This window comes from Acuticoccus kandeliae (assembly GCF_003073115.1).
Window position 1 is genome coordinate 157,603 of record NZ_QBBV01000003.1, and the last position, 18,510, is coordinate 176,112.

Genomic DNA, 18,510 nt, shown 5'->3' on the forward strand with positions numbered 1-18,510 from the left:
CGGGGCCGGCTTTTTTGTTGCCCACGCCCCGGACGCGGCCCGGCAGCCGCTCTGATCAATTAGATGCGATGTTAAGCGATGATTGCCGCGATGCTTAACATCGATGGCGAACCTCGCCCTCGAACGCGTTCACCATTTGACACGCCTCATCCGCACGACTAGGGTCATGCAAAATAAAGAACCTGTTCAAAATACTGAACGATGGGTAGGGGCGCATGAGCGGGCGCGGGGCGGAGCGGATCCTCGATCTCGTCGAGTGGCTGGCGGAGCAAACGCAGCCTGTCGGCCTGAACGATGCCGCGCACAGCCTCGCGATTCCGAAGAGCAGCGCGCTCCTCCTGATCCGCGTCCTCGTCGAACGCGGCTACGTCGTGCGGGAGGACGGGCGCTATCGCCTCGTGCGCACGGTCGGGGAGAGCCCGCCCCACGGCATCGCCTGGGCGACGATCCTGCGCATCGCCGAGCCGATCCTCGCCGACGCGGTCCGCGCCGCGCACGAGAGCGGCTTCGTCGCCGTGCTGACACCCGAGGAACGTGTTCACTACCTGATCAAGCTGCTGCCCCAGCGCGAGATCCGCTACGACCGCGACATCAGCGGCGACCGCATCGCCCATCAGGTCGCGAGCGGCATCGTCCTCCTCGGCGGTCTCCCGGACGACGCGCTGGAGGGCTATCTCGCGGCCCTCCCCGGCGAGGGGGACGATCCGGCTGCCGTCCGCGACCGCATCCTGAAGGCGCGCGAAGACGGCTACGCCGTCAACCTCGTCGGACGCGTCGAGGGCGCGGCCGGCTGCGCCGCGCCGATCCGCGGCCGCGATGACCGCGTCGTCGCCGCCATGAACATATCCGGTCCCCGCGACCGCTTTACCGCGAATCTCGACCGCAGCGTCAGCGCCGTCGTCGAGGCCGCGCGCCGCGCAAGCGAAGCGCTTGCCCGCCGCCAAACCACCCGCAAACAGGGATTGGGAGGATGAGAATGAGAGTCCGTCACTTCATCGCTGCGACCGCGATCGCGACGATTACCCTCGCCGCCGGGGCCGCATCGGCTCAGTCACCGGAGGTGCCCGACTATTACCCCGACAATTATGGCGATCTGATCGAGGGCTCCCGCTCCGAGAGCGGGATCGTCATCTACTCGAACATGGCCGAGAACAACTGGGGCCCCGTCATCGGCGGGTTCGAGGAGAAGTATCCCTGGATCAGCGTCGAGACGCTCGATCTCGGTTCTGGCACCGTCCATTCCCGCTGGGAAGCTGAGGAGGGGAGCGGCTCCCGCTCGGCCGATCTTCTCGTCTCCGGCGCGAACGACCGCTGGGCGAGCTACGGCATCAACGGGCGCATGATGGACTATCAGAGCCCCGAGTTCGACCACCTCCCGGACTTCGCCAAGCCCTATCCGGGCGTGACGGTGCTCTCCACCGATCCGCTGGTGATCGTCTACAACGCCGCGCTCCTCTCCGACGACCAGCGTCCGACTGGCTTCACCTCGCTCGTCGACCTCGCGACCGCCGACCCCGGCACGTTCAAAGGCCGCCTCACCACCTATGACGCGGCGCGCAACTCGTTCGGCCTCGCCGCCTGGTATTATGTGCTGAAGGCGAAGGGCGATGAGGGCTGGGCGCAGCTCTCCTCCATCGGTCCGATGATCCGCGGCGAGACCTCGGGCGGCGCGATGAACGAGAAGATCACCACCGGCGAATATGTCGCCGGCTACAATATCTCCGGCATCACGATCTTCCCCCGCCTCGAGCAGCCGGGCGGCGAGATCCTGGGCTTCGCCTTCCCCGATGACGGCACCCCGCTGATGATGCGCGGCATGGGCATCCCGCAGAATGCGGCGAACCCGAATTCGGCCAAGCTCTTCTTCGACTATGTGCTGAGCGAAGCGGGCCAGACCCTTCTCGGCGAAGGCGGTGTCGTGCCCTATCGCGAGGACGTCGCGGAGGACGCGGTCCGCTACACCTACCAGGAGATCGTCGACACGGTCGGCGAGGACAATGTGATCCGCGTCGGCTTCGACAAGGCGCTGATCGACGACGCCGAGCCCTTCGCGAAGAAGTTCACCGAAGCGCTCGCAGGGAACTGACACCACGCGGGCGGGCCGGGAGCCCGCCCGTCTCCCGTCATCTCACGGCAAGGCGACCCATGTCCCTTTCACTCGACGCTCCACGCGAGCCCGTCGTCGATCGCTCCCGCATCATCATGTGGGGCATCGCGATCCTGACGACGGTGCTCGTCATCGGGCCGATCGCGCCGATCGTGGCGCAGGCCTTCCTGGACCGGCCTCTCTACGAGACCGGCTCCGTGATGACGCTCGCCAATTTCGGCCGCCTCTTCACCGAGGCCGGCATCGGCCGCGTGGCGTTCAACACGATCGTCTTCGCCGTCATCACCACGCTGGTGGCGCAGGTCTTCGGCGCGGTCGCCGCCATCGTGATCGGCCGAACCAACGTGCCCGGCCGCAAATGGATGGGCGAGCTGCTCGTCTGGCCGCTCTTCGTCAGCCACCTCGTCATCGCGTTCGGCTGGTTCACGATGTACGGCCCGTCCGGCTACTACACGCTCCTCGTGCGCAGCCACACGGGCATCACCCCGTGGGACCTCTATTCCATCACCGGCATGGGCATCGTCGCCGGCCTCTCCCAGGCCCCGCTCGCCTACCTCATGTGCCTCGGCGCGGTGACGAAGGCCGACGCCCAGCTGGAAGACGCGGCGCGCGTCACCGGGGCCGGGCCGCTCCGGGCGCTGTGGAGCATCACCGTCCCGATGATGCGGCCCGCGATCATCTACTCGGCGGTGCTGAACTTCGTCGTCGGCATCGAGATGCTGTCGATCCCCCTCCTCTTCGGCGCGCCGAACGGGATCAACACCATCACGAGCTTCCTCTACGAGAAGGGCATCCAGGCCGCGGTGAAGCCGGACTACGGCATCGTCGGCGCGGCGGCGCTCATCCTGCTCATCATCGTCGCCGCTCTCGTCTGGCTCCAGGGCTACCTCATGAAGGGCTCGGGCCGGTTCATCACCGTGCGCGGCAAGGCGAGCCGGCCCTCCACGATCGACCTTGGCGCCTGGCGCTGGGTCGCGTTCGGGGTGCTCTTCGCCTACGTCTTCTTCACGATCATCTCGGTCTTTTTCGGCATCTTCCTGCGGGCGAGCGTCACCTTCCTCACCCCGCTGATCCCGATCACCAAGGTGCTGACCACGCAGCATTTCGAGCTGATCTTCAGCAACTCCACCTATGTGCGCTCGATCGTGAACTCGGTTGTCGTCGCGCTCGTCGGCGGCATCGTCGGCACCGCGCTCGTCGCCATCATCACGCTGATCGCGCGCCGCTCGGAGTTCATCTTCGGCCGTGCGCTCGAATATATCGCGCTCTTCCCGCGCTCGCTGCCGGGTATCATCGCCGGCCTCGGCTTCTTCTATGCCGTGATCTGGGTGCCGGGCATGGACGCGATCCGCGGTACGATCTTCGTCCTCATCCTCGCCTTCGTGGTGCGCTACATCCCGGTCGGGTTCGGCGCCATCGCCCCGGCGCTCGCCCAGATCGGCGACGAGCTCGACCGCGGCGCCCGCGTCTCGGGGGCGGACTGGTGGTCCACGGTGACGCGGATCGTGCTGCCGCTCCTGAAGCCGGCCCTCTTCTCCAGCTTCGCCCTTCTCTTCATCCACTTCTTCAAAGAGTACGTGACGGCGGTGTTCCTCTACCAGCCGGGCTCGGAGATCATCGGCACCACGATGCTCCAGCTCTGGGCCCAGGGTGACAACGGGCCGGTGTCCGCGCTCGCGACCGTGCAGGTCGTGATCACGGCCATCTTCGTCTTCATCGCGCGCCGCGCTCTCGGAGCCAAGATCTATGGCTGATCTCGTCCTTCAGAACCTCTCGATCGTCTACGGCGACGTCACGGCGGTCGAAGACGTCTCGCTCACCATCCCGAAGGGCGAGTTCCTCACGCTGCTCGGCCCCTCGGGCTGCGGCAAGTCGACGACGCTGTTCGCGATCGCTGGGCTCAACCACCCGACTTCTGGCCGCATCGCGCTCGGCGACACCGTCTTCTACGACAGCCGCACCAAGGTCTCGGTGCCGACCGAGCGGCGCAATATCGGCCTCGTCTTCCAGAGCTACGCGCTGTGGCCGCACAAGACGGTGGCGGAGAATCTCGCCTTCCCGCTGCAGCTTCGCCGCGTCAACCGGGCCGACCGGGACAAGGCGATCCGCGAGGCGCTCGAACTCGTGGAGATGGGCCCCTACGCGGAGCGCTATCCGTTCGAGCTTTCGGGCGGGCAGCAGCAGCGCGTCGCGCTCGCCCGCGCGCTCGTCTACCGGCCGAGCCTCCTCCTCCTCGACGAGCCGCTCTCCAACCTCGACGCCAAGCTGCGTGAGCGGGCGCGGGTGTGGCTGCGCGAATTGCAGGAGCGGCTCAACGTCACGACCATCTACGTGACGCACGACCAGTCCGAGGCGCTCGCCGTCTCCGACCGGATCGTCGTGATGAGCATGGGGCACGTGCGCCAGGTCGGCACCCCGCGCGAGATCTATGAGAGCCCGAAGGACGCGTTCGTGGCCGACTTCATCGGCTCCTCGAACTTCCTGGAGGGCACGGTGGTGGACCGCAACGAGACCGGCGCCTCCGTCCGTCTGCCGGGCGGGGCCGTGATCCAGACGACGACGGCGCCCACGACCACCTCCGACGTGGTGATCGCGGTCCGGCCGGAGCGGATCAGCCTCGTCAGCGAAGGGGGCGAGAACACGCTCCCCGTCACAGTCGGCGCCGGCTCCTATCTCGGCGCGGCCTACCAGTATGAGGTGCGCCAGTCCGACTTCGCCTTCCGCATCCAGACGGACGGACCGGTCGCGGCGGGCAACGCCTTCGTGCGGATCCCCGCCGAAGCGACGACCCTCTTCCCGCGCGAAGCGGCGATGACGGCCGAGACATGAGCGCGCCCGTGGACAAGAGCGCCGTTTCGGGAACGGCGGAGGAGGCCAAGTTGGCGTGGACCGAACAGGACTTCGCACCGACGGCACAGGGGCCGCTCGCCGGCATCCGCGTCGTCGACCTGTCGCGCCTCGTCGCCGGCAACATGACCTCGCTTCAGCTCGGCGATCATGGCGCGGACGTCATCAAGGTGGAGCCGCTGCCGGACGGCGACCCGCTGCGCGCCTGGCGCCGGGCCGACATCACGACCTTCTGGAAGACATACTGCCGCAACAAGCGCTCGATCGCGCTCGACTTCCGCGCCGAGGGCTCGGTCGATCTCCTGCGCCGGCTCATCATGACCGCCGACGTGCTGATCGAGAATTTCCGGCCGGGCACGATGGAGGAGATGGGGCTCGACCCGAAGGATCTCCTCGCCGCGTCGCCGGGCCTCGTCGTCCTGCGCGTCTCGGGCTTCGGGCAGACCGGGCCGTACGGTCAGCGGCCGGGCTTCGGCACGCTGGTGGAGGCGATGTCGGGCTTCGCCGCGCGCAATGGCGAGGAGGGGGGCGACCCGCTCCTGCCGCCGCTCGCCCTCGCCGACATGATCTCCGGCCTCTATGGCGCGTTCGGCATCATGACAGCGCTCCACCATCGTGCGGCGACGGGCAAGGGGCAGATCATCGACTTGTCGCTGCTGGAGCCGATCGTCTCCGTCCTCGGCCCCGAGGCGGCGGATTTCGCGCTGACGCAAACGGTGAAGCCGCGCGTCGGCAACGGTTCGCACACCTCCTCGCCGCGCAACGTCTACCGCACGCGGGACAATGAATTCGTGGCGCTCTCGGCCTCCATGCAGCGCATGGCCGAGCGCGTGTTCAAGATCATCGGGCGTGAGGACATGCTCAGCGACCCGCGCTTCGCGACCAACCCCGCGCGCGTGAAGCACCGCGAGGAGGTGGACCGGGTGGTGGGCGGCTGGATCGCCGAGCACGACCGGGCCGAGGTGCTCGCCATGTTCGAGAAGGCCTCGATCACCGCCGCGCCGATCTTCGACGCGAAGGACATCGCCGCCGATCCGCACTTCCACGAGCGCGGCGTCATCGTGTCGGTGCCGGACGAGGAGATGGGGCGGATCCCGATCCACGCGCCGATCCCGCGCCTGTCGGCGACGCCCGCCCCGCTGCGCTTCGCCGCCCCGAAGCTCGGCGAGCACACGCGCGACGTCCTCGCCGAGGTCGGCGCGAGCGACGAGGAGATCGCCGGCGCGCTCGCGTCCGGCCTGGTGGCTGAGGCATCGTGATGAACAAGACTCTCCCCTATTGGCGTTCGCTCCTCTACGTGCCGGCGAACAACGAGCGCTTCACCGCGAAGGCGGGCGAGCGCGGCGCAGACGCCGTGATCCTCGACCTCGAGGACAGCGTGCCGCCGGCCCAGAAGGCCGACGCGCGCGAAGGGGCGATCGGCGCGATCGACGCGCTGGCCGGCGCGCCGTGCGACGTGCTCGTGCGGATCAACTCGCCGCTCCGCCTCGCCGTGCGCGACCTCGAGGCCGTGGTGCGGCCGGGCCTCACCGGCCTCCTCCTGCCGAAGACGGCGACCGCCGGGTCGCTCGCCGCGCTCGACGCGGTCGTCTCCGAGATCGAGGAGGAGGCGGGGATGATGCTCGGCTCCGTGGTGTTCGTCCCGGTGATCGAGACGCCCGACGCCCTCTTCGAGGCGCGCGCCATCGCCAAGGCGAGCCCGCGCAATGTCGCCCTCCTCCTCGGCAGCGAGGACATGGCGACGGAGTGCGGCTTCACCCCCTCGGGCGAGACGCTGATGCAGCCGAAGCTCCAGCTCGCCTATGCGGCGAAGGCGGCGGGCCTCCTCGCGCTCGGCCTTCTCGACACGGTCGCCGCCATCTCCGAGCTCGACCGCTCGGTGGAGGTCGCGCGCCGCTCGGCCCGGTTCGGGTTCGACGGGGCGACCTGCGTCCATCCGGGCATGATCCCGATCCTCAACGCGGCCTTCGCGCCGGGTGAGGAGGAGGTCGACCTTGCCCGCCGCACCCTCGCCGCGATGGAGGCGGCGTGGGCCGAAGGCAAGGGCGCCGCGCGGCTCGACGGGCGGATGATCGACATGCCGATGATCACCCGCTCGAAGGCGACGCTCGCCAAGTGGGAGCGCGCGGAGCGGCGCCAGCGGGGCGAGCCCGCCTGACCGGCGGGATGGGGCGGTGTGGCGCGCGAACGCGCTTCCGCACCGCGCCGGACTTGGCTTACGGTTGGCGAAATCGGACCGGAGCCCCATGACCGACATCAACGCCCCCGACGCTCTCGAGAGCCTGACGGCCGCCTGCGACACCTACGAGGCGGCCCTCGGCGCCAACGACCTCGACACGCTGGATTCCCTTTTCTGGGATTCGCCCCACACGCTGCGCTATGGCGTCGGCGAAAATCTCTACGGCATCGAGGCAATTCGGGAGTTTCGGCGGTCGCGGCCGGGCGGTTCTCCGCCGCGCAACGTGCTGCGCCGGCAGATCACCACGTTCGGCGACATGGGCGTGTGCGACCTCGAATTCCAGCGCATCGGCGGCACCAAGATCGGCCGCCAGAGCCAGACCTGGATGCGCACGGCGGACGGCTGGCGGATCGTCGCCGCGCACGTCTCGCTGATGGCCGACACGCACTGATTGCCGTCGATTCCGTCCGCACCCGGCGACCTGCACATATGTGCGCCACCGCCACGATTTGCGCCACCTGTCGCCCTTGAAGTGCCTTGGCGTTGAACTAGGACATCAATCGAGCGGCCGGTGATGTTGCCCCTGTCGGGGCCTGCGATGGTTCGCCCCGCGACGCGGCGTGAACCTTGACCGGCGAAACGGGATTGGTTGCCCAGGTGCAATTTCCGGGGACGGCGCGTGCGGCTCGGCCGCGCGCACCGGTAGGGGCGAGTGTGTGCCCCTCTCCCGGACTTCGGTTTGAGGAATGGCATGGCGTCTGTGTGCCTCACTCAACGAGCGGCGCGGGATTTCGGCGTCGGGCGGCGGTGGACGAGGGGCCTGTGGTTCGTGGCTCTCGCGACCGTGCTCGGGAGCTGCGCGGCCCGTGACTCGCAGCAAGCGGCGGTCGGGAAGGACGCGATCGTCGGCCTCACGAAGACACAGGTGCGCATGTGCGCGGGCCTGCCGACGAAGACGGTGACGGCCGACGGCGCCGAGATCTGGAGCTATGAGCGCGTGGTGGCCGGCGGATCGTCGATCACGCTGCCGACCGTGCCGTCGGTGGTGCCGATTCCGGGGCCGAGCTTCTCGCAGGCGAACAGCGCCTATTGCCACGCCCAGGTGCGCTTCAAGGAAAACAAGGCGATCGAGGTCGCATATGCCGGCGCGACGGCGGTGATGGGCGCGCCGGATGCGGCGTGCGCGCAGATCGTGCAGGGCTGCGTCCGCTATGTCGCGCCGCCCGTCGAGGAGACCCCGCCCGAGACCGAGCTCATCCCGAATGAGCCCGAGGTGGGGAGCGAAGCTGACGGAGGCCGCAAGGGCCCCGCCGGTCCGCCCCCCAAGTAGTGCCTGGCGCGCTTGCCGCTCAGGTTGATTCAACCTGAGCGAAGAGCAATCGCGCCAGACCTATGGAGCGAACACGCTACTCTCGTTCAACCCGATCCGGATTGAACGAGACGTGTTCTAGAACGCCGCGCGCGGGTCGATCTTGGCGAGGCGGGCGAGGAGCCCGTCGACCTCGGCCTTCGTGGTCGCCGACATCTTCGGCCCCGGCACGCGCAGGTCCGCGTGCTTGATCGCGCCGCGGCGGGAGAGGACGTACTTGCGCACGGCGAGCCCGATGCCGGACTGGTGCTCGTAGCGCAGGAACGGCAGGTGCGCGTCGAAGAGAGCGTGCATCCCTTCATTGTCGCCCGCGAAGTGCTTCTTCACGAGGTCGACGAGCATGTCGGGGAAGGCGTAGCCGGTCATCGCGCCGTCGGCGCCACGCTCCATCTCGAAGTCGAGGAAGAGGCCGCCATTGCCGCACAGGATCGAGATGTGGCGCATCTCGCCCTTGGCTTCCCACGCACGCAGCGTGCTCATCTTCTCGAGGCCCGGCCAGTCCTCGTGCTTCAGCATCACGCAGGACGGGTTCTCGGTCACGATGCGGCGGATGACGCCCGGCGACATCTGCACGGTGGTGACGAGGGGGTGGTCCTGCAGGACGAACGGCACGTCCGAGCCGATCTGCGCGACCGACTGCGCGTAGTAGCCGATGATCTGGTCGTCGGTGCGCATCGCGGCGGGCGGGGTGATCATCACGCCCGCGGCGCCGGCGGCCATCGATTCGCCCGCGAGGGCGCGCATGGCGGCGAAGCCCGGCGCCGAGACGCCGACCACGACCGGCTTGTCGAAGCGGGCGAGCACCCGCTTCACGATGCCGACCGACTCCTCCGGCTGCAGCTTCGGCGCCTCGCCGAGGATGCCGAGGATGGTGAGGCCGTCGACGCCCGACTCCAGGTAGAAGTCGCACATGGAATCGATCGATTCCCAATCGACCGCGCCGTCCGGCAGGAACGGCGTCGGGGCGATCGCGTAGACGCCCTTCGTGTCGATGCCGAACATCAGCTCTTCCCTTCCTTGAAGGCGGCGTAGCGCGCCTTGGTCTCGTCGTTCATCGGGTAGAGGCCCGGCAGCGGGACGCCGCGCTCCACCTCGGTGACGATCCAGGCTTCCATCTTCTCCTGCTCGACCGCCTCGGCGACGACCTCGTCGAGGAGGGCCTGCGGGATGAGGACGGCGCCGTCGCTGTCGATGACGAGCACGTCGTCGGGGACGACGCAAACGCCGCCGCAGCCGATCGTCTCCTGCCAGCCGACGAAGGTGAGGCCGGCGACGGACGGCGGCGCGGCCGCGCCCGAGCACCAGACCGGCAGGCCGCTGGCGAGCACGCCGGCGAGGTCACGCACCACGCCGTCGGTGACGAGCGCCGCGACGCCGCGCTTCTGCATGCGCGCGCACAGGATGTCGCCGAAGATGCCGGCGTCGGTGACGCCCATGGAATCGACCACGGCGATGCAGCCTTCCGGCATCGCCTCGATCGCGGCGCGGGTGGAGATGGGCGAACCCCAGGAGGCGGGGGTCGCGAGGTCCTCGCGCGCCGGGACGAAGCGCAGCGTGAAGGCCGGGCCGACGATGCGCGGCTGGTCGGGCTTCAGCGGCATCGCGCCACGAAGCCAGACATTGCGCAGGCCCTTCTTGAGAAGGATCGTCGTGAGGGTCGCGGTCGTGATCGTCTTCAGCGTTTCGACGATCTTGGGATCGAGCGTCATGGTCGCCTCTCCGGGTTAGATGCTGGGGATATAACCGCCGTCGACGCGGATGACGCTACCCGTGATGTAGGACGCGCGCTCCGAAGCGAGGAAGGCGACCGTGTCGCCATATTCCTGGGGATCGCCATAGCGGCCGAGCGGGATCGAGCCCGTGCTCTCGGCGATCACGTCGGCGACCGGACGGCCTTCACGCTCCGCCTTCTTCTCGTCGAGGAAGGAGATGCGCTGGGTCGCGACGCGGCCCGGAAGGACGATGTTGGCGGTCACGCCGTCGCGGCCGACTTCGGCGGCGAGCGTCTTCGACCAGCCGACGAGCGTGGAGCGCAGCGCATTCGAGAGGCCGAGATTGGGGATCGGCGCGACCACGCCCGACGAGGTCGAGGTGATGATGCGGCCCCACTTGCGCTGGCGCATGCCGGGCAGGACGCGGTCGGTGATGGCGAAGACAGAGACGACCATCGAATCGAAGAATTTGCGCCACGTGTCCGCCGACTGGCCGGCGACGCCGCCCGGCGGCGGGCCGCCCGTGATGGCGACGAACACGTCCACCGGGCCGAGCTCGGCCTCCACCGCGGACACCTTGGCGTCGACGCTGCCGACGTCCGCGAGGTCCCAGACGAGGGACATCGCGGTGCCGCCCGCCGCGCGCACCGCGTCGGCCGTCGCGGCCGCCGCCTTCTCGTCGATGTCCGCGACGGCGACCTTCGCGCCTTCCGCGCCGAGCGACTTCGCGATCGCGCTGCCGAGCCCGCCGCCCGCGCCGAGCACGAGGGCGACCTTGCTGTTCAAGCCGAGATCCATGAGTTCCTCCAACAATTCGAGCCCGGCGTACCGGGAAAACAGCAGCAGAAAAAGTGAGCTGGAGTTGATTCAGAACGAACCAAAAGTTTGGTACGGTTCGCCATGGACACCCGCTTCCTTGAGACCTTCCTGATCGTCGTGCGGCGCGGCTCGCTGGCGGACGCCGCGGTGGAGCTCGATGTGACCGCGACGGCCGTCGCGCAGCGCATCCGCACCCTTGAGGCCGACCTCGGGGTGAAGCTGATCGAGCGGGCGGGCCGGTCGGTCCGGCCGACCGAGGCGGGCTATGCGGTGGTCGACCGTTCGGCGAGCCTTCTCAACGGGTTGCGCGACATGCGCGCGGCCGCCCACGGCGGCGAGATCATGGGCAAATTGCGCGTCGGCGCGATCTCCACCGCCCAGACCGGCCTCTTTCCGCGCGTCCTCGGACGGCTCGCGCGGGAGCATCCGGGGCTCGAGGTGAGCCTGGAGCCCGGCACGTCGAGCGAGCTCTATGCGCGCACGCTGGGCGGGGAGCTCGACGTCGCGGCGATCGTGAAGCCGGGCTTCGCGCTGCCGAAGACGGTGGAGTTCCACCTCTGGCGCTCCGAGCCGCTCGTCCTCCTCGCCCCGCACGACGAGGCGAGCCGGGACGCGCTGCATCTCCTCACCGCGCGCCCCTTCATCCGCTACGACCGGCGCCAGTGGGGCGGCCGCCTCGCCGCCGACTATCTCGACCGGCTCGGCATCGTCCCGCCCCAGCGCTTCGAGCTCGACGCGCTGGAGGCGATCGCGGTGATGGTGGATGGCGGCCTCGGCGTCTCGATCGTGCCCGAATGGGCGGGGCCGTGGCCGGAGGGGCTGCGGCTCAACCGGATCGCGCTGCCGCCGCCGGTGCCGGTGCGCGAATTGGGGCTCCTGTCGCCGCGCGGCACGGCGCAGACGCACCTCATCCGCAAGCTCGTCGAGACCGCGCTCGACGGCGCGTCGCCGCCTCACCGGTAACGGGAGCGCAGCGTCTCGATATAGTGGTCCTTCGAGGGGGCGAGGTGCGCCTTGCACAGCGCCACGAGGCGGGCGCGGTCGCAGTGGCGGATAGCGTCGATCATGTCCCAGTGCGCGCCGGCGGCCCAGGCCTGGTATTTGCGGTCGCTCACCGCGATCGAACGGTAGGCGTGGGATTTCTGGGCGAAGATGTTGATCGCCTCGGACAGCGCCTCGTTGCCGCAATGGGCGAAGAGGGCGCGGTGGAAGGCGATGTTGCTGCGGAAGACGCCGCGCCGGTCCTCCGCCTCCACCGCGGCCGAGTGCCCGCGCTGGATCGTCTCGAGCTCGGTGATCGCCTCGTCCGAGAGCGGCAGCGAGATGTAGGAGGCGGCTTCGCTTTCGAGGAGCTCGCGGACGGCGTTGATGTCCTCGACCTCCTTCTCGGTATAGACGCGCACGATGGCGCCGCGATTGCGGACCCGGTCGACGAGGCCGAGCCGTTCGAGCTCGACGATCGCCTGGCGCACGATGTGCCGCTTGGCGTCGAACCGGGCGGCGATCGTCTCCTCGATCAGCCTTTCGCGCGGGTGGAGACGGCCGAAGACGATGTCTTCCTCGAGGAGGCGCGCGATGTCGAGGGCGAGGTCCTCGCCGTGGCGGCGGGCCCCCTCCTGCACTCCGTCCTCGCCCAGCCGGGCCGCCACCACCATCGCATCCTCCGTCGTCTACTCCGTGCCGCCGCCCATGGGGGCCTGCCGGCCGCCCACGGATCGCCGCACGAGCCGGCCGAGGACGCCGAAGATCGGCGTCACCTGCAGCGCCGACAGCAGGGCGATGGCAAGCAGTGTCGCAGAGATGGGATTCTGGAGGAAGATCATCCAGTTGCCCTGACCGATCAGCATCGACTGTTGCAGCGTCGTGTCGAGGATCGGGCCCAGGATAAGGCCGATCACGAGCGGCGGGGTCGGGATGCGGAAGGTGTCGAAGGCGAGGCCGAGCATGCCGAAGGCGATCATCAGCCCGATATCGAACATCGAGTTGTTGATGGCGTAGGCGCCGATCACGGACAGGACGACGATCACCGGGCCGACGACGCGGTTCGGGATCTTGGTGACCGCGACGCAGGCGCGGGTGAAGAAGATGCCGACGAAGAAGAGCGCGACGTTGGCGAAGAGCACCGCCCACAGGAGCGTGTAGGTGACGTCGCCATAGTCGGTCATCAGCGACGGGCCGGGCAGGATGCCGTGGACCATCAGGCCGCCGAGGAGGACCGCGGTCGAGGACGAGCCGGGGATGCCGAGCGCGATCGTCGGGATCAGCGCCCCGCCGACGACGGCGTTGTTCGCCGCTTCCGGCGCGACGACGCCCGCGGGCGTGCCGGTGCCGAAATCGGCCTTGTTCTTCGCGAAGCGCTTGGCCTCGTTGTAGGCGAACCAGGAGGCCGTGTCGCCGCCGGTGCCGGGGATGAGGCCGGTCACGATGCCGATGAAGCCCGAGCGGATGCTGTTCGGCAGGAGCGCCACGAACTCACGGCCGGTCGGGAGCATCCGGTCGCGGATGCTCGATACGCGGTCGGCGCCGGGAGGGTTGCCCTCCACGATGAGGCGCACGGCCTGCGGGATCGAGAAGAGGCCGATCAGCGCGACGGTGAAGTTGATGCCGGAGAAGAGGTCGAGGATGCCGAAGGTGAAGCGCGGCGTGCCGGTCGTCGGGTCCATGCCGACGGTCGCGAGCAGCAGGCCGAGCGCGCCGGAGAAGAGGCCGAGGATCGTCGAGCCCTGGGAGAGGGTGCCGATGATGGTGATGCCGAGGACGGCGACGGCGAAGATCTCGACAGGGCCGAAATTGAGCACGACGCGGCCGAGCAGCGGCGCGACCGTGAGGAGGGCGATCGAGGACAGGATGCCGCCGATGAGCGAGGCCGTCAGCGACAGGCCGAGCGCCTTGCCGGCCTGTCCCTTGCGGGCCATCGGGTGCCCGTCCATCACCGTCGCGGCGGCGGCGGGCGTGCCCGGCGTGCGCAGCAGGATCGCCGCGATCGAGCCGCCATACATCGCCGCGAGATAGAGCGAGGCGAGCATCGCGAGGCCCGTCTCGGGCCGGAAGGAATAGGTCAGCGGCAAGAGGAGCGCGATGGCCATCGTGGCCGAGAGGCCCGGCATCGCGCCGACGAACATGCCGATCAGCGCGCCGACGAAAATGGCGAGGATGTTGATCGGGTCGACGACGTTGGCCAGACCGACCCAGAGGAAGGACTCCATTCAAAGCACCTCAGAACGCCGGATAGAGCGGGATGTTGAGCTTCAGGAACCAGACGAACACGCCGTAGATGACGGCGGTGACGGCCACGATGGTGATGATCCCGGGCACGAGGCCGACAGGGCGCAACGCGATCAGCGGGAGCGCGAGGAAGATCGGGGTGGCGATCATGTAGCCGACGGTCCCGATCGACCAGGTGTAGAGAATGACGAGGGCGATGAAGGCGGCGCCGATGCCGATGGCGCGCCAGTCGATGGGGCCGATGACGCTCAGCGTGCCGTCGGCGTTCGCCCGCTTCCAGGTCAGCGCCTGCTGGGCGATGGCGAGGAGGGCGAAGATGAGGACGACCCAGCCGAGGAGATTGGGCAGCTTCTGGGCGGTCGGCGGATATTCCGCGGCCTCGGCCCACATGAAGAAAACCAGCCCGATTCCGGCCAGTGCGACGACGATGCGACCCATCGCAAGTCCCCTGTTAGACAAAACGGACGGAGCACGAGCCCCGTCCGCATACGATGTGGAATGGCCGTCTTACTGGCTTTTCACTTCGTCTTTGATCTCGGCCCAGATTTCCTTGTAGGCCGCTTCCTGGTCCTTCAGCATCGCCACGTAGTCGTCGCCCGAGATGAAGTCGATGTTCATCGCGCGCTCGGCGGCGGCCTTCTGGAACTCAGGATTGTCGACGACGCGCTGCATCGCCTCGATCATCATCTGGCGCGCCTCGGGCGGGAAGCCGGCCGGGCCGCTATAGCCGCGCGAGGAACCCGCGACGAGGTTGTAGCCGAGCTCCTTGGCGGTCGGCACGTCCGGCAGGTCCGGAAGGCGCTCCTCGGAGAAGACGGCGAGCGCCTTCAGGTTGCCCTCTTTGATCTGCGGGAAGGACACGCCGACATTGGTGAAGCTCGCGTCGATCTTGCCGCCCATGGCCGCCGTCCAGGACGGGCCGTCACCCTGGAAGGGGACCTTCTGGAGCTGCACGCCCGCCTCGCGCTCGAACTGGAGCGAGGTGAAATAGTCGTCGCCGCCGACGCCGGAATTGCCGACGGTCACGGTGGCGGGGTTGGCCTTCGCCGCGTTCACGAAGTCCTCGAACGTGTTGAACGGGCTGTCCTTCGCGACGACGGCGATGCCCGGATCGGTGACGATGTTCGCGATCGGGGTGATCTCGTCGATCGTGTAGGTGATCGCCGGGTTCATGATGTAGTTCGTGGTCAGCATCGGGGTGTTCGTGATGCTGATGGTCGCGCCGTCGGCCTTGGTCTGCTTGGCGAGGCGGGTCCAGGCGATCGCGCCGGTCGCGCCCGGAATGTACTCGTTGACGAAGTTCACGCCGAGCTCTTCGGCGAGGAAGGGCTGCACGAGCTGCGCGAGGGCGTCGGAACCGCCGCCGGCCTTGAAGCCCTGCATGACCTTCACGTCGCTGGACGGATAATCCTGGGCCCACGCCGGGGTGAAGGCGGTGCTGCCGAGCGCTGCGGCCAGGGCGAGCGCCATCATCGATGCTTTCATTGGAAACCTCCCAATATCTTGCTGGTGCGGTATTCGTTCTCGCTTGCCGGGGAGAAAACACGGTCGATTTGAATCTGTCAAACATATTGTTGACAATCCGGAGTGCGTGTTCGTTGATGCGCGCCAAAAGGAAGGGTGGAGAACTATGGCTGGCGACAACGCGCGTGGACTGAAGAAAGGGCTGACGAGCTACGGCGATTCGGCGTTTTCGCTGTTCCTTCGCAAGGCCTTCATCAAGGGCATGGGCTACTCGGACGACGCGCTCGACCGGCCGATCGTCGGCATCGTCGACACGTTCTCGGCCTACAATGCCTGCCACGCGAACGTTCCGGATCTCGTCGAGGCGGTGAAGCGCGGCGTGATGCTCGCCGGCGCGCTCCCCGTGCCGTTCCCGACGATCTCGATCCACGAGAGCTTCGCCTTCCCGACTTCGATGTTCATGCGCAACCTCATGGCCATCGACACCGAGGAGATGATTCGCGCGCAGCCGATGGACGCGGTCGTGATGATCGGCGGCTGCGACAAGACGGTCCCGGCCCAGCTCATGGGCGCGGCGAGCGCGAACATCCCGGCGATCCAGCTCGTGACCGGGCCGATGATGACCGGCAGCCATCGCGGCGAGCGCGTCGGCGCCTGCACCGATTGCCGCCGTTTCTGGGGCCGCTATCGCGCCGGTGAGATCGACGATCAGGAGATCGCTGAGGTCAACAACCAGCTCGTCCCCGGCGCCGGCACCTGCGGCGTGATGGGTACGGCGTCCACGATGGCCCTCGTCACCGAGGCGCTCGGCATGATGGCGCCGGGCGGGGCGACGCCGCCCGCCGTCTCGGCCGACCGCCGGCGCAGCGCCGAGGAGAGCGGCAAGCTCGCCGTCGCGCTTGCGGCGAACGGTCTCACGCCGGACAAGATCATGACCGTCAAGGCGTTCGAGAACGCCCTCACGGTGCTCCTCGCGACCGGCGGGTCGACGAACGGCATCGTCCACCTCGCCGCGATCGCGGGCCGCATGGGCCTGGAGCTCGACCTCGACGCGTTCGACGCGATGGGGCGGAAGGTCCCGGTGCTGGTCGACCTCAAGCCGTCCGGCCAGAACTACATGGAAGACCTCCATCGCGCCGGCGGCCTGCCGACGATCCTGCGCGAGTTGAAGGACCACCTCCACCTCGACTGCATGACCGTCACCGGCCGCACGCTCGGTGAGAATCTGGAGGCGATGCCGGGCGGGTGGACGCAGACCATCGTCTCCCCGATCGCCAAGCCCCTCTTCCCCGAGGGCGGCATGGCGGTTCTGCGCGGCAATCTCGCCCCCGGCGGCGCGATCGTGAAGCAGTCGGCGGCGAGCCCGAAGCTCATGTCCCATCGCGGCCGCGCGATCGTGTTCTCCTCGATCGCCGATCTCGGCGCGCGGGTGGACGACCCGGACCTCGACGTGACCGAGGACGACATCCTGGTGCTCCAGAATGCCGGTCCGAAGGGGGCGCCCGGCATGCCGGAGGCCGGCTACATGCCGATCCCCAAGAAGATCGCCGCCAAGGGCGTGAAGGACATGGTCCGCATCTCCGACGCGCGCATGAGCGGCACGGCATCCGGCACGATCGTGCTGCACGTGACGCCCGAATCGGCCGAGGGTGGCCCGCTCGCGCTGGTTCGCACGGGCGACTTCATCACCCTCGACGTGCCGAACCGGACGCTGACGCTCGAGGTCTCGGACGAGGAGCTCGCCGCGCGGCGCGCGGACTTCACCCCGCCCGTCCACGAGGGGTCGGACCGCGGCTACAAGCGGCTCTATATGGAGACGGTGACGCAGGCCGATCACGGCTGCGACTTCACCTTCCTGATGCCGCCGAAGACCGGCTCCGTGCCCGAGGCGAAGTAAGGCCTACTCGGCCGCCTCGTCGTTCACCCGATCGGCGAGGAGCATGTGCGGGGGCGGGCGCAGCAGCGACCCGTCCTTCGTCGTTCCGGCCCGCCGGAAGCGCACGATGGCGGCGGTCAGGTGGCACTTCACCGCCGCCGTCGCCCACTCCGCGTTGCGCGCGCGCAGCGCCGCGATGATCTCGCCGTGCTGGCGGATGCTCTCTTCCATGTCGGCGTCGGTGTAGATGTAGAAGCCGCCGATCACGAGCGGGTAGTCGAGCAGGCTCGTCCCGAACGTGCGCAAATGCGCGCTGCCGCACTCCTGGTAGAGGGCGAGGTGGAACTCGTAGTTCGCCTTGTGGACGATCTCGAGCCGGCTCGGGTCCGGTGTGCGGATCGCCTCGGCCATCCGCTCGTTCAGCATCTCCATGTGATCGAAGGTCGAATCGTCCGCGTTGCGGGTCGACAGCGCCGCGCCATAGCCCTCGAGCAGGATGCGCAGGTTGAAGATGTCCTCCGCGTCCTCGATCCGCCACGGGGTGACGACCGCGCCGCGCTTGGCCGCGGGCTCGAGCAGCCCCTCCGCGATGAGGCGCTGGATGGCCGAGCGGACGGGCGTGCGGCTCACGCCGAGATCGGCGGCGACGCTCTCTTCCTTCAGCTGCTGGCCCGGATCGTAATAGCCCGACATCAAGCGGCGGCGCAGAACGATGTGGACCTTGTCGCTCACGTTCATGGATCGGCTCGGCTCTCATCGGTGAACAGGAGACCGGCACACGTGCGGTGCGGGCCGTGCGGCGTCGATTGTAGCCGCAACTCAGAGATGCGTCGCATGTCGCGTGCGCGGCCTGTCGCGATGCCGCGCGGAGCGGGGCGGCCGCACCCATCGGGGCGCGGCCTCCCGTTGGCC

General features: G+C 68.5%; 18 protein-coding genes. 10 read left to right on the forward strand and 8 right to left on the reverse strand.

Features of this window, described 5'->3' with window-relative positions; all coding sequences use genetic code 11:
• Positions 1–215: 215 nt before the first annotated feature.
• The 8 genes from DBV35_RS19965 (at position 216) to DBV35_RS20000 (ending at position 8,463) form a co-directional block, all read left to right on the forward strand.
• Positions 216–974 (forward strand): IclR family transcriptional regulator, encoded by a 759-nt coding sequence (locus DBV35_RS19965; protein ID WP_108662144.1) that lies wholly within the window; start codon positions 216–218, stop codon positions 972–974.
• Between the two features lie 2 nt (positions 975–976).
• Positions 977–2,086 carry an ABC transporter substrate-binding protein gene (locus DBV35_RS19970; RefSeq protein ID WP_108662145.1) on the forward strand — a complete coding sequence of 370 codons (1,110 nt, stop codon included), beginning with the start codon at positions 977–979 and terminating at the stop codon, positions 2,084–2,086.
• Between the two features lie 59 nt (positions 2,087–2,145).
• Complete coding sequence (locus DBV35_RS19975) at positions 2,146–3,861, forward strand: ABC transporter permease (protein ID WP_108662146.1); 1,716 nt, start codon at positions 2,146–2,148, stop codon at positions 3,859–3,861.
• A complete protein-coding gene (locus DBV35_RS19980) occupies positions 3,854–4,936 on the forward strand; it encodes an ABC transporter ATP-binding protein (RefSeq protein ID WP_108662147.1) in 1,083 nt (360 codons plus the stop codon). Before DBV35_RS19975 ends, DBV35_RS19980 begins: the two co-directional genes overlap by 8 nt.
• Positions 4,937–4,986: 50 nt before the next feature.
• Entirely contained in the window at positions 4,987–6,213 is a 1,227-nt protein-coding gene (locus DBV35_RS19985; protein WP_205648778.1) for a CaiB/BaiF CoA transferase family protein, read from the forward strand.
• Entirely contained in the window at positions 6,213–7,112 is a 900-nt protein-coding gene (locus DBV35_RS19990; RefSeq protein ID WP_108662149.1) for an HpcH/HpaI aldolase/citrate lyase family protein, read from the forward strand. Before DBV35_RS19985 ends, DBV35_RS19990 begins: the two co-directional genes overlap by 1 nt.
• 88 nt (positions 7,113–7,200) lie before the next feature.
• On the forward strand, positions 7,201–7,584 hold the full coding sequence (hpxZ, locus tag DBV35_RS19995) for an oxalurate catabolism protein HpxZ (protein ID WP_108662150.1): 384 nt from the start codon (positions 7,201–7,203) through the stop codon (positions 7,582–7,584).
• A gap of 378 nt (positions 7,585–7,962) precedes the next feature.
• Positions 7,963–8,463, forward strand: coding sequence for a hypothetical protein (locus DBV35_RS20000; protein WP_108662151.1), 501 nt, complete (start codon positions 7,963–7,965; stop codon positions 8,461–8,463).
• 117 nt (positions 8,464–8,580) lie between these two features.
• Here the strand turns inward: DBV35_RS20000 and DBV35_RS20005 are convergent, their stop codons facing one another.
• The 3 genes from DBV35_RS20005 to DBV35_RS20015 are packed head-to-tail and all read right to left on the reverse strand — an operon-like array spanning position 8,581 to position 11,012.
• On the reverse strand, positions 8,581–9,504 hold the full coding sequence (locus tag DBV35_RS20005; protein WP_108662152.1) for a dihydrodipicolinate synthase family protein: 924 nt from the start codon (positions 9,502–9,504) through the stop codon (positions 8,581–8,583).
• Complete coding sequence (locus DBV35_RS20010; RefSeq protein WP_108662153.1) at positions 9,504–10,211, reverse strand: ribonuclease activity regulator RraA; 708 nt, start codon at positions 10,209–10,211, stop codon at positions 9,504–9,506. The genes DBV35_RS20005 and DBV35_RS20010 overlap by 1 nt, the downstream gene beginning before the upstream one ends.
• Positions 10,212–10,226: 15 nt before the next feature.
• Entirely contained in the window at positions 10,227–11,012 is a 786-nt protein-coding gene (locus tag DBV35_RS20015) for an SDR family oxidoreductase (protein ID WP_108662154.1), read from the reverse strand.
• Between the two features lie 102 nt (positions 11,013–11,114).
• Here DBV35_RS20015 and DBV35_RS20020 point away from each other — a divergent pair, with 102 nt between their 5' ends.
• A complete protein-coding gene (locus tag DBV35_RS20020) occupies positions 11,115–11,996 on the forward strand; it encodes a LysR substrate-binding domain-containing protein (RefSeq protein WP_108662155.1) in 882 nt (293 codons plus the stop codon).
• On the opposite strand, the gene DBV35_RS20025 is transcribed toward DBV35_RS20020, so the two are convergent.
• From DBV35_RS20025 to DBV35_RS20040, 4 genes are all read right to left on the reverse strand, one after another.
• On the reverse strand, positions 11,987–12,688 hold the full coding sequence (locus tag DBV35_RS20025; protein WP_108662156.1) for a GntR family transcriptional regulator: 702 nt from the start codon (positions 12,686–12,688) through the stop codon (positions 11,987–11,989). The genes DBV35_RS20020 and DBV35_RS20025 overlap by 10 nt on opposite strands.
• A 15-nt stretch (positions 12,689–12,703) precedes the next feature.
• Positions 12,704–14,239, reverse strand: a complete 1,536-nt coding sequence (locus tag DBV35_RS20030) for a tripartite tricarboxylate transporter permease (protein WP_108662157.1) — start codon at positions 14,237–14,239, stop codon at positions 12,704–12,706.
• Positions 14,240–14,249: 10 nt separating this feature from the next.
• A complete protein-coding gene (locus DBV35_RS20035) occupies positions 14,250–14,696 on the reverse strand; it encodes a tripartite tricarboxylate transporter TctB family protein (protein WP_108662158.1) in 447 nt (148 codons plus the stop codon).
• Between the two features lie 69 nt (positions 14,697–14,765).
• Positions 14,766–15,743 carry a tripartite tricarboxylate transporter substrate binding protein gene (locus DBV35_RS20040; protein WP_108662159.1) on the reverse strand — a complete coding sequence of 326 codons (978 nt, stop codon included), beginning with the start codon at positions 15,741–15,743 and terminating at the stop codon, positions 14,766–14,768.
• A gap of 145 nt (positions 15,744–15,888) precedes the next feature.
• Between DBV35_RS20040 and DBV35_RS20045 the strand changes: the two genes are divergently transcribed.
• The gene (locus DBV35_RS20045) at positions 15,889–17,619 is read left to right on the forward strand and encodes an IlvD/Edd family dehydratase (RefSeq protein ID WP_108662160.1); all 1,731 of its coding nucleotides are present in this window, start codon (positions 15,889–15,891) and stop codon (positions 17,617–17,619) included.
• A 3-nt stretch (positions 17,620–17,622) separates the two neighbouring features.
• Here DBV35_RS20045 and DBV35_RS20050 read toward each other — a convergent pair whose 3' ends face one another.
• The gene (locus DBV35_RS20050) at positions 17,623–18,336 is read right to left on the reverse strand and encodes a GntR family transcriptional regulator (protein WP_108662161.1); all 714 of its coding nucleotides are present in this window, start codon (positions 18,334–18,336) and stop codon (positions 17,623–17,625) included.
• Between the last annotated feature and the right edge of the window lie 174 nt (positions 18,337–18,510).

What these genes read in the sequence shown, in the direction of transcription:
- hpxZ (WP_108662150.1), top strand. Translation starts at nt 7,201, where the DNA reads ATGACCGACATCAACGCCCCCGACGCTCTCGAGAGCCTGACGGCCGCC.
- DBV35_RS19980 (WP_108662147.1), top strand. Translation starts at nt 3,854, where the DNA reads ATGGCTGATCTCGTCCTTCAGAACCTCTCGATCGTCTACGGCGACGTC.
- DBV35_RS19975 (WP_108662146.1), top strand. Translation starts at nt 2,146, where the DNA reads ATGTCCCTTTCACTCGACGCTCCACGCGAGCCCGTCGTCGATCGCTCC.
- DBV35_RS20030 (WP_108662157.1), bottom strand. Translation starts at nt 14,239, where the DNA reads ATGGAGTCCTTCCTCTGGGTCGGTCTGGCCAACGTCGTCGACCCGATC.
- DBV35_RS20040 (WP_108662159.1), bottom strand. Translation starts at nt 15,743, where the DNA reads ATGAAAGCATCGATGATGGCGCTCGCCCTGGCCGCAGCGCTCGGCAGC.
- DBV35_RS20005 (WP_108662152.1), bottom strand. Translation starts at nt 9,504, where the DNA reads ATGTTCGGCATCGACACGAAGGGCGTCTACGCGATCGCCCCGACGCCG.
- DBV35_RS20050 (WP_108662161.1), bottom strand. Translation starts at nt 18,336, where the DNA reads ATGAACGTGAGCGACAAGGTCCACATCGTTCTGCGCCGCCGCTTGATG.
- DBV35_RS20020 (WP_108662155.1), top strand. Translation starts at nt 11,115, where the DNA reads ATGGACACCCGCTTCCTTGAGACCTTCCTGATCGTCGTGCGGCGCGGC.
- DBV35_RS20025 (WP_108662156.1), bottom strand. Translation starts at nt 12,688, where the DNA reads ATGGTGGTGGCGGCCCGGCTGGGCGAGGACGGAGTGCAGGAGGGGGCC.
- DBV35_RS20035 (WP_108662158.1), bottom strand. Translation starts at nt 14,696, where the DNA reads ATGGGTCGCATCGTCGTCGCACTGGCCGGAATCGGGCTGGTTTTCTTC.
- DBV35_RS20045 (WP_108662160.1), top strand. Translation starts at nt 15,889, where the DNA reads ATGGCTGGCGACAACGCGCGTGGACTGAAGAAAGGGCTGACGAGCTAC.
- DBV35_RS20015 (WP_108662154.1), bottom strand. Translation starts at nt 11,012, where the DNA reads ATGGATCTCGGCTTGAACAGCAAGGTCGCCCTCGTGCTCGGCGCGGGC.
- DBV35_RS20010 (WP_108662153.1), bottom strand. Translation starts at nt 10,211, where the DNA reads ATGACGCTCGATCCCAAGATCGTCGAAACGCTGAAGACGATCACGACC.
- DBV35_RS19965 (WP_108662144.1), top strand. Translation starts at nt 216, where the DNA reads ATGAGCGGGCGCGGGGCGGAGCGGATCCTCGATCTCGTCGAGTGGCTG.
- DBV35_RS19970 (WP_108662145.1), top strand. Translation starts at nt 977, where the DNA reads ATGAGAGTCCGTCACTTCATCGCTGCGACCGCGATCGCGACGATTACC.
- DBV35_RS19990 (WP_108662149.1), top strand. Translation starts at nt 6,213, where the DNA reads ATGAACAAGACTCTCCCCTATTGGCGTTCGCTCCTCTACGTGCCGGCG.